The organism is Candidatus Poribacteria bacterium (assembly GCA_021295715.1).
Classification (GTDB): domain Bacteria; phylum Poribacteria; class WGA-4E; order WGA-4E; family WGA-3G; genus WGA-3G.
The window spans coordinates 38,770-53,995 of sequence record JAGWBV010000008.1; the positions used below are offsets into that span (position 1 = coordinate 38,770).

Consider the following 15,226-nt stretch of genomic DNA (forward strand, 5'->3'; position numbering starts at 1 on the left):
AAAAATTAGAAAAATGAGAAAGATTCGTTTTTTTTTAGCCATAATTTTTATATGCTACACCGTTCTAACATTAATTTCCGTAGCACAGACCCCATCAACATTGGGGACATCCAGAGAAAATGTTCAAGCAAAAATCCCAAGCAAAAATCCTCTACAGATTCTCGCAACCACATCGGACACACTCACAGCCCGTTTCACACTACCCGAAATCCAAGTAAGGAATAGCCGTCAGCAAGAATGGCAGTCGGCAGTCGGCAGTCGGCAGTCAGCAAAGAGAGTTCCCTTAAACGATACCCTCTTTACCGATAGCCAAGAGGTTTTTTCGGAAGAAAAAACCGCCCCGACAGCCGATAGCCAATACATCGAAATCTATTTTGCGGGTGCGGATTGGACGCTTGATGTTGGGAAACCGCGTCTCCCTATCTACACACAACGCATCGGTATTCCCATCGTTGGGACACCTATTGTCACCGTCATTCAAGCACGTCCAGAGATAAGAAACGTTGAAAATATTCGTATCACGCCAGACGACCCAATTTTCCCTTCTCCAACGACACACTCCCGCCCCAATACTTCGCGGGCTCAAGGCTTTTATCCGACACAGTTGGTTGAGGCTATCCCCGTAGGTTTTGTGCGGGACCAGCGCATCGCGAGTCTGCAAATCAACCCGATACAATACAATCCGGCAACAAAGCAGTTGAAAATTTTCAAATCTGTGACATTCCGTATCGATTTCCCATCTTTTCGGGTAACGAGTGGGAACCTGGGCATGGGAACTTCTGCTGGTAAAACTGTTTCTGCTGCTCCGTCTACCTTTTCAAGGAAATCTCCGGCTTTTGAGAGTTTATTCCAAGGAACGCTGCGAAATTATGATCAGGCAAAACCGTGGCGCAGTCAGCGGCAGATGTCTTACGGAAATTACGCTCCTCGAGCACCCGCCCTAACAGTTTCCAATACGTTCCGATTTAAAATCCCCATTACCAGAACGGATCTCTATCGCATTACCTATAATAAGATTAGAGCAACAGGTATCGAGCCAGAAGATATTGACCTTGATACCGTTCGATTGGAAAGTAGCGGACAAAAACAGGGCATCTATGTTTTTGATGAAAACGGGAACAACACCTTCGACCAAGACGAGTGGATGGTCTTTTATGGGCGCGCATTGGCTGATAACAAATTTACCGACGAAAACGTTTACTGGCTTCGCTTCGCTTTACAAGGAGAGCCAAATACTGGCATTGAGGGGTCGCGCGTTGAGGAACGAGACGCAACGCCAGTGACACAAAACCTGATATCACCCACCGCTTTCTTAGCACGTGCTCGATTTGAAGAAAATGTGCATCATGATGTCTTGGCGGGTACCGAGATTAAGTCTGAACTTGCCGATCACTATTTCTGGGTTGCTTTCCGCGGTGGGAACATTGATACAAGTCGAAAGGATTTTCCCATAGAGGTGCCCATGGCTGTCCCACGGCTCGCGATCGACCGCTTAGCCACCTTGCGTCTCAAATTCCAAGGGGCTTCCCGCAGAGGGAACGCACTTCACCTTGCCCGAATTTCTTTCAACGGTCTTCAACTCGGTAGGATTGAGGAGTGGAAACGCCAAGGTTCGCAGATCGCGACCCGCAGCATTCCACATGCCCGCGTCCATAATAACCAAGTGAATTTCATGCGTATCGAGGCATTGGATAAGAATCACACCCCCGCTGGCTCCTACGACTTCTATCTCGACTGGTATGAATTTGACTATTGGCGAGGGTTTCAGGCAGAGGCTAACCGTCTTGAGTTCAATACCAATACTGAACCACGCAACCGTGGCAAAGTCCATTACAACGTCCGAAACATCTTTCAGGATACAATTGATGTGTATCAAATTGACGAGAATGGCATCGCCAGTAGACTCACTGGTGGTAAAGTTACGCGCATTGGTGCGAGCCATCAAATTCTCTTTGAGGATACTGTCAACCAACACAAGCGTTATTTCGTCATCAGCCGTTCTGGCTATCGAAGCATCAACGCGCTTGTCCGAACGCCGCCAACACCGTTACGCAATCCTTCCAACCAAGCAGACTATGTCGTCATTACGCATCCGAACTTCACCGAAAACATTCAACCCCTCGTCGAATTTCGCCGTTCACAGGGCTTGACGACTATGGTTGTTGATATTGGTGATATCTACGATGAATTCAGCGATGGTCTTTTTAACCCCTTTGCGATCCGTCGGTTCCTCCGATACGCCTATAACAGTTGGCAACAGCCTGCGCCCACTTATGTCCTCCTCGTTGGCGATGCCCACTATGATTACAAAAACACGACGGTTGAGCGTTATCGTCGCGATCCCAATTTTCGTGGCACCTATAATCTCTATCCGATCACTGTGCCTACATATCATGGATGGGCACCCGCAAGTGGGGAAACCGCTATGGACCAGCGCTTTGTTAACATCAGCGGCGAGGATGCACTTCCAGACATGCTTATCGGAAGACTCTCTGTTCAAACTCGCGATGAACTCGCGACCATGGTTGAAAAGATCATCAACTATGAGAAGAATCTTCAAACGGGGGTGTGGCAAGGGACATTGATTCAGGTCGCAGATGACCACACAGATAATCCATCCGATGGTGTCTTTGAGGCATCGCGTAATGAATTGATACAGGAAATTATACCCGTTGGATATGACACTCGCCAAATTTATCTTCGAAAGATTAGAAGCCCCGATCGCACACGCGCGCAAATTCGTGCTGCTATCAACAGAGGCGCGCTTGCCATTGAATATACTGGGCATGGAGGCATACAGACGTGGGCAGATGAGGCTATTTTTCATAGCGAAGATGTCGTTAGTCTGCGAAACCGATACCTCCCCTTTGTTATTACAACGACCTGTCTGAATGGACAGTTTGACAAACCGCAGCAGGTTGGGAACTTCTGCCTGAGCGAGCAATTTCTGTTGGGAAAATATGGTGCGATTGCGGCACTCTCGGCGACACGGTTAACCTACGGCACAGCAAATGCCGAATTCGACAAAGACCTCTTTGAATCCCTGTTCGGAGTAGGTCGTGCACCTAAACTTGTTATCAACGGTGATGGTGAACTTCCACCAACGATAGGGCATATTGTTGCCGATGCTAAAATTAGTTTTGTCAGTCGCATTCGGAATACACAATGGATCCCTGGGACGGAACAATACACACTTTTCGGAGACCCCGCGTCCCACCTCGCTCGTCCCGAACTTGATATAAAGGTTGATTTAGAACGCATCGCGCTCAACAAGACACACGAAATTGTCATCAAGGCGAACGAGGTAGGAACAATTGAAGATGTTTTTGATAAGGTGTCTGGAATTGCACTGCCAGGTGCTGAGCGTTTTACAATCGCATCCGATTTTAGTACGGAGTCGCTCACTGCCTTCGCAACCTTCGCGAATCATTTTGACGATAATATCAATAATGACCTCGTGCAGCGGACGGGCGGCAGAGTCTGGAAGGGGGAATATGGGACGATTCGTCTTGACGTACCAAACAGCGCGCTACCGGGTGGCGGAGTTGCACGGGTCTTCGCTTATGATGAGACTCGCGCTGCTATCGGCGGAACTCGGTTTTGGATTGACACACCCGTTGTACACGACATCCGAGAAACCATTGATATTAAAGTTACAGACACGCTCAGTATTAGCGTCCTTGTTGTTGATGATAAGGGACCCGGCGGTATACGAAGTATAAAGGTTTTATGGGATGACACGGCTACCTTCAAAGACGAGACAATACAGATGGTCCCTGCGCGAGCCCCCCCTGGCGATGTCCCTCTCGGTGGACAATGGTATGAACTCGAAACAGCCATTCCGCTGCCACCGGGTGGACGGCAGGTCCGCTATCGACTCCTCATTACTGACAGCACAGGACATGAAATCGCTATCCCATCAAAAATAGAACGCAACATCGTCAGAGTGCCTGAGGGTCCCAACATCGCAATTGGTACGGATGAAACCGACAGGGCACCTATTCAATATACGTTTGATGAGGAAAAGAACAACTATCAACTCGTCGGAGAGATCATTAACATTGGTGGACGTCTCGTTCGATCCGATATTGAAGTGGTATTTGCTGAAGGTAACCCAGATGCAGAGGGGAATAGCATCATCGACGAAGATGCCGATATCATAGGGCGGGTGACCATTACACCGGACGATTGGACAGATGGCATACACGCGTTGCAACGCGTGACTGCAACTTTGGATCTTGACAAACCGCTCGCAACAGGCGTACACAAGATTTATGTTCTCGCGGATCCCGATGATCCGGAGATTGAGGACGAAATTCTCGGAAATATCCAAGAATCACGCCAGTTTGATAACAAAAAACACATCTCCTTTATCGTCAATGAGTTTAATTACAAACCGCAAGAGGAATTAACAGCGTTCAGCCTGGATAGAGTGTTTGACATCCACTTTCCTGCGAGCGCGCTCGATGCTGAACCGCAGAATAAGGCAGGTATCCCCCTCTCTGTTTCTTCACAGTCGCCGGCTGCTCCATCTCAACCGGATCTCCAGTTCGCTCCCATTCCTCGCGTCGCTGCACTTCGACGCGGACTCATTCGTCAGGGAACAGAGGTTGCGCAATATTACGAACCCGCTTTTCGCACAGGTGTAAAGGAGCTCAAGAAACCTGCCGAGGTCAAACTCCGCTTCGATGTAAGTGCTTTGGAAGATACTGTGCGGGAAGAGACATTGCTCCAACCCGACAATCCGGCATTTAAAACCGAATTAGAGGAACTTACAAAAGACTTAGCAATCTACGCATGGCAAGCAGATCCTTCGGCATGGCGACGCTTGTCATCACAGATTAATTACACCTCCGAAGGCGATTTTCTGCTCGAAAACTATGTCACTCCAACGCAAATGGAGAACGCAAGCGAACAGGAACTGGAAACTTCTGCTATCAGCATCAACCCGAATCTCACTCCTGCTGGAACTTGGATACTACTGTTTTTGGATTCCAATGAATACGAAGTGTTTCTCAAACGCAAGGGAGACCCACTCATCCAAAAACTTGATAAGCCCGGACAATTGGATAATCCGTTCAGGGAGGAAGGGTTCGGTTTGGAATTACGGATTCCAAGGAAAGAAAGCACACCGTTGGGAGTCAACTACACCTTTGAATTTGCGGATATTCTCGCTTTTAAAACCGATTATGATCCCGGAGGCGATGTTGTTCTCATCGAAACATGGAATGCCAATCTTGGCAATGGTAACGCCACGGTAAGCAGTCGACCTGGACCCAAAGGAGAATTTGCGATTGGCGATTGGTTTATCTTTTTTACCGATTCTGTCCGTTACGAACTCTATGATGCCTCTGCGGAACCTGTCCACCATCCAAACGGAGTCAAAGTCCGAGGTAAGGTGAATGAACCCCTTTATCTGAGCCATCTCGGATTGGATATCATCGTCACCGCAAGCTCTGAGAACTTTAATTTCGGTGATAAGGTGAAATTCAGTAGTGCCCGAACTGGAACGATAACGGCAGAGGTAAACAAGCTCACACAGTTCGCGCTTATGCGGAGCACCGATACCGAACCACCTACCTTCAGTATATGGGTGGACGGTATCCAACCGCAGACCGGCAGCGTGATTCCGCCACGCCCGAGTATCTCTATTGTGCTACAGGATGCCAACGGTATTGATACAGAATTCCTCACAATCGCCAGACAAAAGGACAGCGGTCCTCTTGAACCGATTACTGATTATGAGATCCGCACGCAGGGGGGTTTTCAAACGGTGCCGATTGACTATCAACCGATCCTCTTCCCGGGTGAGCACACCTTCAATATTACGGCACAGGATTTCAATGGGAACACCATCGGCGGCGACGAAGGGATTGTCACCTACAGATTTTTTGTCACTGAAGCCCCAGATCTTACGCCGCCCACTATTGACATTCGGGTTACTGCGCTCGGTACAGGTTCAACACGCGAACCCCTTGACGAACCTTTGATAGACGGCACAGTCCTTACAGAACAAGCTCGCTTCAAAATTACTCTAACCGATGATAGCGCGCTGGACGAAACCGCTTTTCATCTCAATTTCGGAAACGTGTATGAGACGCTTGAACCGTTGGACGTGAGCGATTACGCTGAAATCTTTGATCCCGCTGCTCCTACAAATGCCGCTATCACCTATGCTCCAGATCTTCCCAACGGTGAGTATCAGCTCCATATCACTGCTGCAGATACCAGTGAAAACACGGCGGAACTCGTTACGACTTTCACCTTAAATGAGGAAGTCACACTCAACGAGGTTTTTAATGTCCCGAATCCAACGGTTGATGGAAAGACCTTTTTCACCTATCACCTCGCACAGGCACCGGACTCTGTCACAATCAAAATTTACAGCGTTAACGGTAGACTGCTCCGGACGATTGTCGATGCCAGCGCGAATCGAGGGACCAATGAGACCCGTTGGGATGGGAGAGATGAAATCGGAATGCGGTGTGCCAATGGTGTATATCTGTATCGTGTCATCGCCCAGACAGGAGATGGAAACCGAATTGAACAGATCGGAAAACTCGCTATACTACGCTAAAAAGGCAAAAAGTGGAAGGTTGGAAAATTGGGGACCCCATCCTGCCATCCTTTCAACCAATTCGACGATAGGCATTTCTCTGAGGGCTAAAAGGATTTTTTGAAAAAAAATCCGACTGACCGCTGATGGTTATTGCAGTGGTGAGTAATCTGTCGGTTCAATGATCTTGGAACCCGCGACGTTTACCAAGGGACCGCCGACCTCCGTTAGGCGTTTCGCCTCTTGCCACGCGGGATCGGCAATGAATGCATCCCATGCACGTTGATAGTGTCCCAAATCTTCAAAAGCAAGCATATAGACAAGTTCCGTTGTCGTTGCCTCCCCAATAGCCGTTTCCCAAAATCCGATAACCTTCATTCCGTGCTTCTCGAATAGTGGAACAGTGATGTTTGCAAACCGGTCGTTCAGGTTTTTCATCTTTCCCGGTACAACCTGATAAGTGCGCAATTCATAAATCATATTTTTAATGTTCCTTGCGGTTCGTTCAAGCTGGTTTTACGAAGAACGTTCCTTTTCGTCTATCCAGCCCGGCCCGTTGGTTGGGCTTGCGTGCTTTTTCTAAAGAGTTCAAGATCCGTCTTTTTACTCTTTCTTTCTGAGTGAGATCCCCGCGTCTCAGTCTAATCTATCCATCACAAAATCCCGTATTTGTCATAAACCTCGCGCAGTGTCACGCCAGCACGGAGTTCATCACGAGTCCGATTTTCACCCACCACCTTTGCGAACGCAGCTTTAAGCACGTCTACCTCTACCGCTTGTGGGATAACAACAACACCGTCTGCATCACCGAATACAATATCGCCAGGATTAACCGTAACACCGCCACATTCAATCGGAACGTTATACGCGACGACATCGCCGCGTCCACTGGAATCAACAGGCGACACCCCTGTTGTAAACACCGGAAACCCCATTGCTAAAATCTGGCGAGCATCTCGGACAAACCCATCAATGATGGCACCTCTCGCGCCTCTTGCACGCGCCGCTGTTGAAAGGAGTTCTCCCCAAATACAGTTACGGGTGCTCTCGTTCGTAGAGCAGACGAATACATCGTCCTGTTTAAGGCTATCCACCGCTGCGATCTCCTGCTGATATGGCTTATCTGGAATATCGTAGACATCCACACACTGCACAGGCATCGCGCGACCGACGACAACTATCTCTGGATGAAGGGGACGGATAGTATGTCGCAGTGCCTGTTCGCGGTAACCGACTGCATCAAGTGCGTCCGAAATCACAGCAGCGTATAACTGCTCTTCCATCAAATCAAACAGTTCTGTGCCGTCCTGCCACTCAAAAGTTTTCATTTTCTAATAGTTGTCAGTCTTAACCATCAACTCGTGCTTTGCTGTCTTATATCAGAGTCGAGTTGATGGCTAAAGTTGTCAGTTGTCAGTTAAGAGAGGGTTTAGTTCAATCAGATTCCTCTTTAACCGATAACCGAAAACTGATAACTGATAACCGCTCCTCTAATAATTCTCGTAGCCTACCTCTTGAAGTCGCGCTGCTTTCTCTGCAACACCGTCACTCAATTTGTCTTTGTATGCTAACAATTTTGCTTCCAGTTCAGGAAAGACAGTCGCCAGAATTTGGACAGCGAAGAGTCCTGCGTTCCGAGCACCGCCAGATCCGATTGCCATCGTTCCGACCGGAATACCGGGAGGCATCTGAACTGTTGCATACAGCGCGTCAATGCCGTTGAGCGGTCCGCCGTCAATCGGGACCCCGAGGACCGGTAGTGTCGTATGTGCGGCGATGACCCCAGCGAGATGCGCTGCGCGTCCAGCACCTGCGATGATGACCTTTCCACCTTCTGCTTTAATTTTTTCTGTCCATGCGAGCGTTCGTTCCGGCGAACGGTGCGCAGAGGAGATCGTTATCTCGAATGGAACGTCGAATTCCTCTAAAACCTTTGCGGCTTCTGCCATTTTTTCTAAGTCGGAGTCGCTTCCCATGACGATACCGACAAGCGGAGTTTTCTGATCTTGAAGGGACATTTTTTAATTTTTCCTTGCGGTTCGTTTAGGACGGTTTCATGTTGGGCGTGCCTCTCCGCAGATTCGCCTGCACCGTTGTTGCAGGCTACGATTTATAGTATTACCAAGAACACAATCCTGCAAATCCTGTTTCAGACAACGCCTTCCTCGTATCCGTCTTGCCTATGGATAAATAATATGTGAATTTCTCTGAATAATAAGCGGTTCGGGTCCGCCTGCGGGGAATTGATTTGCCCACTCATTCGGATCATAATCACGGGTGACGAAACAGGCACGATGCACTGGGACAGCGTGCTTCAGTCCAATCCGTGTTGCCATTTTGACGCATCCATCGTAGAACGGAAATTCGCCTTCGGTCGGATGGTTTGTCAGAAACCCAACATCCGGTTTATATGCCGATACAGCTGAAATCAGCTCGTCGTGTTCAGCGAAATTGTTGATTGGATCGCCACTGAAATAGAGCGTTACGCCGTTGCTAACAATCACATAACCCAAGTGTGTGACATCGGGGGGTGCTATGTCAGCGGAGGCATCGCCTTCAGGGGGCTTGGCATAGACGGCATGGACGGTGAGGGTCTTCTTTAGCGTTGCTGATTCTCCAGCACTGATCTCCGTTATGTGCCCTACAGCAACATCTGTCTCTGCAGCGATTTGGCGTGCGCTCTCTTCGGGTCCAACAAACCGCGTCGCGTCCGAAGTCTCCCAAATCCGACGTATAGATTCTGGACAGGTATGATCGCCGTGGGCATGGGTCAGGAGAACGAAATCGGTTGGAAGCGCTGATTCGTCAAGCGGTGGTTCAGTGTGAATAAACCGGTCAGACGGACGTTCACGTGGAAAATAAGGGTCGATTTGGACAATAGTACCATCAAAACCCTTCAACGCAAAACTGCTCTGTTCAAACCAATGAACAGCTATAGAACCATCCGGCACCTTCAATTTAACAAGTGGATGCATATTAATTCCTTTTTTAATAGTTGTCAGTACGCCTGCGACGCAGGCTTTCAGTTATCAGTTTTCAGTTAAGAAAGGGTTTTGTTAAATCGGGATATTCTTTAACCGACAACTATAGTAAAATCGAAAAATATGTTTACAGTTCATCAGGGAACAAACACCCCACCCCCGCTGGCGAGGATACAATCCTCGCCCATCTTTGAGTGTATAAGTAATTACGGGTTCTACTATATTAAGCCGACTTTTTCTTATAATAAAGATAGGCACCGAACACCCCTCCGATTGATCCCAACACATCGGCAACCCAATCTGCAAGGGTAGCGAATCTTCCGGGAACAAAGGTCTGGTGCCATTCATCGCTTGCCCCGTAGAGGATAGAGAACACCGCCGCCACATACCACACCAATCGCGATGGCACTAAATCAGGTTTCGCCTTCACAAGTGCTCGTGCTACCAATCCGCCGAGGATGGCGTATTCGATGAAATGGTAGAGTTTGTCAATCGTCAACCACTCAAATTCTGGCATTGGGAGCGGCGGTTGCTCCAAAGACGAGATGACAAAAATGAGTGCCATGTACAGAAGCAGCGGGACCCAGTATTTCAAGATATTCATAGCAAGTTTCGGAAACCAGCAGGCTTCGTGGGAGTGAGCACTTATTTCAATGCGTTGAGGATCGCGTCTACGTCGTAGACACAGCCACCCCATGTGCCACCACCCACAGATTGCAACGCCGCCCAAAGCCGCGTATCATCTGGCAAAGCCTCATCTGGCGCGAGATCTGGACGCGGTGAGCGTGCTGCCAACACCTGTCCACCCGCTTCAACCCCGAAGCGTTCTCCGCCGTGCCCTACCAAATCAATACTCCCCACCAGTCGCCGGGTATCAATCTCAATCTGAATTATATCGCCATCAAGCACCTTCCCGATGGGACCCTCTGCAAGTGCCTCCGGTCCGACGTGCCCGATACACGCGCCCGTTGACACACCAGAGAACCGAGCGTCCGTAATCAAGGCGATGTTCTTGCCGAAGGAAAGGTGTTTCAATGCGGCTGTCAGTTGGTAAACTTCCTCCATTCCAGTGCCTTGCGGACCGCGACAGCACAGCACCATGATGTCACCCGGTTGGAGATCCCTTTCTCCCTGACCTTTAAGCGTCTGTATCGCGTCAGATTCACGGACAAAGACACGCGCCGGTCCCGTCATTCGATAGACTCCGTCAGCATCAACGACACTCGGATCAATGGCAGTACTTTTGATGACAGAGCCTTCTGGAGCAATGTTGCCGCGTGGGAACGTAACAGTGCTTGTCAGTCCCGCTTTCTTCGCGGCATCCGGACTCAGAATCACTTCATCGGGGGCAATGTTATCTTTGTCCTCCAGTGTTTGACGGACACGTGCTCGGCGTTCCGAGGCTGCCCACCAGTCAAGGTTGCTACCGAGGGTTTCACCTGTCGCTGTCATTACGTCTTCATTGAGGCATCCCAATTCGCGCAGATGGAGCATGACTTCAGGGACACCACCTGCAAGGAAGACTCTCACTGTGGGATGTCCAACAGGTCCATTTGGTAGGACATCAACGAGACGCGGGACATTCTGATTTACTTCAGTCCAGTCGTCCACTGTCGGGCGTTCAAGTCCAGCGGCGTGCGCAATCGCGGGAATATGCAGCAGGAGGTTCGTTGAACCGCCAAACGCTGCGTGCACGACCATGGCGTTTCGAATCGCCTCCGGTGTAACGATATCGTTCATCGTCAACCCTTTCGCGGCTAAATTCACCACAGCACGTGCGGAACGGAGTCCCATGTCCGACCAGATGTTCTGTCCGGAGGGTGCTAATGCTGTATGCGTCAGGCTCATTCCCAACGCTTCTCCGATAACTTGCGATGTCGCGGCAGTTCCCAAGAATTGACAACCTCCGCCAGGTGTCGCACAGGCACGGCACCCCATGTCTGCTGCATCTTGCAGGCTAATCTCACCATGTGCAAAACGAACACCGATCGTCTGAATCTTCCCCGCATCTTCGCCTGTGGTAGGTGGCAACGTCACGCCACCCGGAACGAGGACAGCCGGTAGTTCCCGCATTGAAGCGAGTGCCATCATCATCGCGGGTAAGCCTTTATCGCATGTGGCAACACCAACGACCCCCTTCCGCGTTGGCAAAGAGCGGATAAGGCGACGAAAAATTTGTGCGGCATCGTTGCGATAGGCGAGACTATCCATCATACCGACGGTGCCTTGTGTCCGTCCATCACACGGGTCGGAACAGTAGCCTGCAAACGGAATTGCAGCGAGTTCCTTAAGTTCGTGTGCGACTGCCTGCATCAGGAGTCCGACTTCCCAATGCCCGGTATGGTATCCGAGCGCGATTGGACTACCATCAGGAGCACGGATACCTCCCTGTGTGCTAAGGATCAGGAATTCCTCTCGCCTGAGTTCTGTAGGTGCCCAACCCATGGCAGCGTTGTGGGTCAAGCCAAATACATCTCCACTGGGTCGGTTAAGGAGCATTTCTGCCGTGAGGGGCAGACTGCCTTCGGGACCGGCGGCGTGTGTTTTAAGGTCATAGATGCCACTATCGCCGGTTTCTAAGATGTCACTGTAGTTAATCGGTTTTGCCATTTTTAAATTTCTCCTTGCGGGGGCACAACGGGAATTAAGACTTTACCGTGCATGCCTTAAATCTGAAGAAACACCTTATCAAACCCCTGCACCGTTGCAGGCTACGGTTTTGCTTCTTTTATCCGTATGCGACATGACCTTTTCTATTCAAACAGTTGCGCGACCGGACATGTAAATCCCTCGACGACATCCTCGCCTGTCAATGTATCTTCACTGGTCAGCAGCGTGAAATCTGTTTCAGAACGATAGACCATGACTGTCTTTGCAACCGGTTCAATAACCCAGACGAGACGTGTCCCCGCTTTCAGATACGCTAATGCCTTTTCAGTGACATCATACTGCTTATCTGTCGGTGAAACTATCTCAATAGCGAGGTCAGGAGCCACGGGGAATCCCTTTAATTTATCTTCTGATAACCGTTCTGTCGAGACAAACGCAATATCAGGTTTTACCACCCGATCCCCTAATTGAAATGTTGTTTCTGCAATATACAAACGTCCTAATTTATTTTTACGAACGTGTGATGCTAAAAGAAAATGGACGTTAGATCCTATTTCACCATGTACAATTGCCGCAGCTGCCATCGGCACTAATTCTCCTTTTATATACTCATACCCCTCAAAGTCGTTTTCAAGAAATTCCTCCAATGTCATTGTACGAGGCACTGGTATTTCTTGAATGGATTCAGGGTTCGTTTGCGAACTATGCATCGGTTTCCTCCGCTGTAAGAGCGATCTTCTGATCGCGATACCCTTATTTATTGTGTTCTTCGAGCAGTTTTATAACCTCGGCTCTGCCGGCTTTCACCTCTACCTCGTTCACCTCAAGTTTCAACATGGCGAGTATCCCCTTGGTTATCAGCCAGTTCAGTTTTGCTCCTTCAATTGCTGTGCCACCCATATTGCTTCGAAGCGTGGTATCCGCGCCCTTATCAAGTAGGAGTTTCACAGTCTCAGCCCGTCCGAGGAAAGCCGCTGCATGCAGTGCGGTTCCACCGTCCTGACTTCTTGCGTCAATGTCCGCACCATGTTGGAGGAGAAGTGCTACAACTTCCGTGTGTCCCATCAACGCGGCAGTCGCTAACAGTGTGCTACCGGATTGCGGGTCTTTGGTATTCGGATCTGCGCCATCTGTTAGTGCCTGTTTCATGGCAGCGACATCACCTGTGAAGGCTGCTGCTGACAAACGCTGTGACGAGGATGTGCGCGATGCTGCCCATAAATCTTCTGAATTATTCTCGGAGTTTGATGGGACTTCTGCCCCTATTTTCGCGTCAGCACTAAACATCTCCCGAATTTTGGCTTTTCCCGCCTCAACCTGTTCCTGTTCCAACTCTACCCCCATGAATCCTGCCAGCATCTTCGTCATTTCCCACGGCACCTGCAAGGTATCTACAGGTGTGGCACCATCATCATTCTTTGCGTTGACATCGGCTCCGCTTCTCAGAAGCAGTTCAGTGGTTTCAGCACGTCCCAAAAACATTGCGAGATGCAAGGCAGTGTTATCATCTCTGTTTCTGCCGTTGACATTTGCGCCGTGCTGAAGTAGTAATTCGGCAGCTTCTGTCTGCCCCATCACTGCTGCCCAGGTCAAGGGGGGCATCTCAAAATGCAGTGCGTTAACATCCGCTCCTCCCGCTATGTGTTGTTTGATGGCTTCAAGGTCCCCCATGCGTGCTGCGCCTACTATGGTATCTTCTATTGATTTCAGAAAATTTTTCATGAAGTCGCCATCTTCTGCGATAACGAACGGCGGTTCCGGTCGCTTGCGCCACACCGGCATTCCGTCAGCAATTTCTGCCTGTAGATCACTTTTGCGATTGCGGACGAAGTCGCGGACTTCCTCCAGTTCGCTTGCAAAGGTCGGTTTCTTGGACTCTCTCCCCCACCCTCCACGTCTACCCCAATCTTCTTGAATGACACGCTGAGCAGGCACTAAATGCGGCTCGACCATTACAGCGGCTTTGTCTAACGTGGCTAACAATTCTGGAGCGTTCCAATGATTGTCTAAAATTTCGGTGAGTGCTTCGGCATACCGTTTGCGTCCAGACTCGAATTGATACAACTTATACGCGATCAAGCCCTGCGTCTTGACCGAGATCGGTGCGCGCCTGTCGTTCATGAACTCAAGTTTACTCATCTTTGTAAAGATGGAATCCATACCCCATGGAGTGAAGTGAAATTTGCTGTCTTCTGGGTTCAAATAGACAAAGAAGTTATTTTTATTGCCGGAATAACCGTCCCAGAATCCGACCACCCCTTCAGCTGCCCAGAATTTGTAAAACGACTCCAAATCTATCAGTTCACCAATATCAGCCTCTGTTGCTTTCGGGTCCGCCAGAAGGTCGATCAATGCGTTTATATGTGCTCTGCCGCGTGTATCATCACCCCGTTTATGTTCAAAACTATTTCCCCACCCTTCGTAAAAGTCCACGACCGTTCCTTCATAGAGCGGACCCTTACTGTTACCGAAGGCGCGTTTCAACAACGGTTTACGGACGGTCTCTACGTGCGAGTAGATACCGAGGCTTTCGCCGTTCACTGTCACTTTCGCATACGCACAGCGTGGCGCGGGCGACCCAATTGCATTAAACAGCGCGTACCCCATAAATTGGCTCATTAGACTTGTGTCTTGTTTGTTGTTATTAAGTGTCAGATTCGTCAGTCCTTCAATTCCACCCTCTTTGTCGATATGATTAAGCTTGATTTTGAGAGAGGGGCGGGTGCTGCTTAGCGAACCGATGAACCCTTTTTTACGCAACCCTACCTTTGGAAAGGCGATGCCATCAATGCTAACGCTTGCCTCAACATAGGTATATGGACTTTCCATCGGCTTAAATTGCCGAGATGCCCCAAGTGCTGTCATAAAATCGCGTGACTGGTGCCGAATCGTATCCCAATCCCGCTGTGGAACGGTGATTTGGACATCTATAACCCGATCGGTTGGGAAAATATCATTTAACGTCAATTCTTTTGCGCTACTGCTATGAATAGCAACCCCCAAACAGAAAAGTGTTGCTAAACAGACTGTCCATTTTGTCATTTTTCACCCATTCTTAAATTTTTTTAGTTGCAATTAG

The 15,226-nt window shown here is 49.3% G+C and carries 9 protein-coding genes; 1 reads left to right on the forward strand and 8 read right to left on the reverse strand.

Going from position 1 to position 15,226, the window contains the following annotated elements; genetic code table 11:
* The first annotated feature begins 13 nt into the window (after positions 1-13).
* Entirely contained in the window at positions 14-6,577 is a 6,564-nt protein-coding gene (locus J4G07_04255; GenBank protein MCE2413191.1) for a T9SS type A sorting domain-containing protein, read from the forward strand.
* A 129-nt stretch (positions 6,578-6,706) separates the two neighbouring features.
* Here the strand turns inward: J4G07_04255 and J4G07_04260 are convergent, their stop codons facing one another.
* The 8 genes from J4G07_04260 to J4G07_04295 form a co-directional block, all read right to left on the reverse strand.
* A complete protein-coding gene (locus J4G07_04260; protein ID MCE2413192.1) occupies positions 6,707-7,036 on the reverse strand; it encodes an NIPSNAP family protein in 330 nt (109 codons plus the stop codon).
* A 173-nt stretch (positions 7,037-7,209) separates the two neighbouring features.
* Entirely contained in the window at positions 7,210-7,839 is a 630-nt protein-coding gene (locus J4G07_04265; protein ID MCE2413193.1) for an RraA family protein, read from the reverse strand.
* 207 nt (positions 7,840-8,046) lie between these two features.
* On the reverse strand, positions 8,047-8,574 hold the full coding sequence (gene purE, locus J4G07_04270; protein ID MCE2413194.1) for a 5-(carboxyamino)imidazole ribonucleotide mutase: 528 nt from the start codon (positions 8,572-8,574) through the stop codon (positions 8,047-8,049).
* A 162-nt stretch (positions 8,575-8,736) separates the two neighbouring features.
* Positions 8,737-9,531 (reverse strand): MBL fold metallo-hydrolase, encoded by a 795-nt coding sequence (locus J4G07_04275; GenBank protein MCE2413195.1) that lies wholly within the window; start codon positions 9,529-9,531, stop codon positions 8,737-8,739.
* Between the two features lie 229 nt (positions 9,532-9,760).
* Positions 9,761-10,141, reverse strand: a complete 381-nt coding sequence (locus tag J4G07_04280; protein MCE2413196.1) for a VanZ family protein — start codon at positions 10,139-10,141, stop codon at positions 9,761-9,763.
* Positions 10,142-10,182: 41 nt separating this feature from the next.
* On the reverse strand, positions 10,183-12,147 hold the full coding sequence (locus J4G07_04285) for a YjhG/YagF family D-xylonate dehydratase (protein ID MCE2413197.1): 1,965 nt from the start codon (positions 12,145-12,147) through the stop codon (positions 10,183-10,185).
* Positions 12,148-12,290: 143 nt separating this feature from the next.
* The gene (locus J4G07_04290) at positions 12,291-12,857 is read right to left on the reverse strand and encodes a Uma2 family endonuclease (protein MCE2413198.1); all 567 of its coding nucleotides are present in this window, start codon (positions 12,855-12,857) and stop codon (positions 12,291-12,293) included.
* A 43-nt stretch (positions 12,858-12,900) separates the two neighbouring features.
* Positions 12,901-15,189: a CotH kinase family protein gene (locus tag J4G07_04295; GenBank protein MCE2413199.1), complete on the reverse strand. Its 2,289-nt coding sequence runs from the start codon at positions 15,187-15,189 to the stop codon at positions 12,901-12,903.
* Positions 15,190-15,226 lie beyond the last annotated feature (37 nt).

What these genes read in the sequence shown, in the direction of transcription:
- J4G07_04255 (MCE2413191.1), top strand. Translation starts at nt 14, where the DNA reads ATGAGAAAGATTCGTTTTTTTTTAGCCATAATTTTTATATGCTACACC.
- J4G07_04260 (MCE2413192.1), bottom strand. Translation starts at nt 7,036, where the DNA reads ATGATTTATGAATTGCGCACTTATCAGGTTGTACCGGGAAAGATGAAA.
- J4G07_04265 (MCE2413193.1), bottom strand. Translation starts at nt 7,839, where the DNA reads ATGGAAGAGCAGTTATACGCTGCTGTGATTTCGGACGCACTTGATGCA.
- purE (MCE2413194.1), bottom strand. Translation starts at nt 8,574, where the DNA reads ATGTCCCTTCAAGATCAGAAAACTCCGCTTGTCGGTATCGTCATGGGA.
- J4G07_04275 (MCE2413195.1), bottom strand. Translation starts at nt 9,531, where the DNA reads ATGCATCCACTTGTTAAATTGAAGGTGCCGGATGGTTCTATAGCTGTT.
- J4G07_04280 (MCE2413196.1), bottom strand. Translation starts at nt 10,141, where the DNA reads ATGAATATCTTGAAATACTGGGTCCCGCTGCTTCTGTACATGGCACTC.
- J4G07_04285 (MCE2413197.1), bottom strand. Translation starts at nt 12,147, where the DNA reads ATGGCAAAACCGATTAACTACAGTGACATCTTAGAAACCGGCGATAGT.
- J4G07_04290 (MCE2413198.1), bottom strand. Translation starts at nt 12,857, where the DNA reads ATGCATAGTTCGCAAACGAACCCTGAATCCATTCAAGAAATACCAGTG.
- J4G07_04295 (MCE2413199.1), bottom strand. Translation starts at nt 15,189, where the DNA reads ATGACAAAATGGACAGTCTGTTTAGCAACACTTTTCTGTTTGGGGGTT.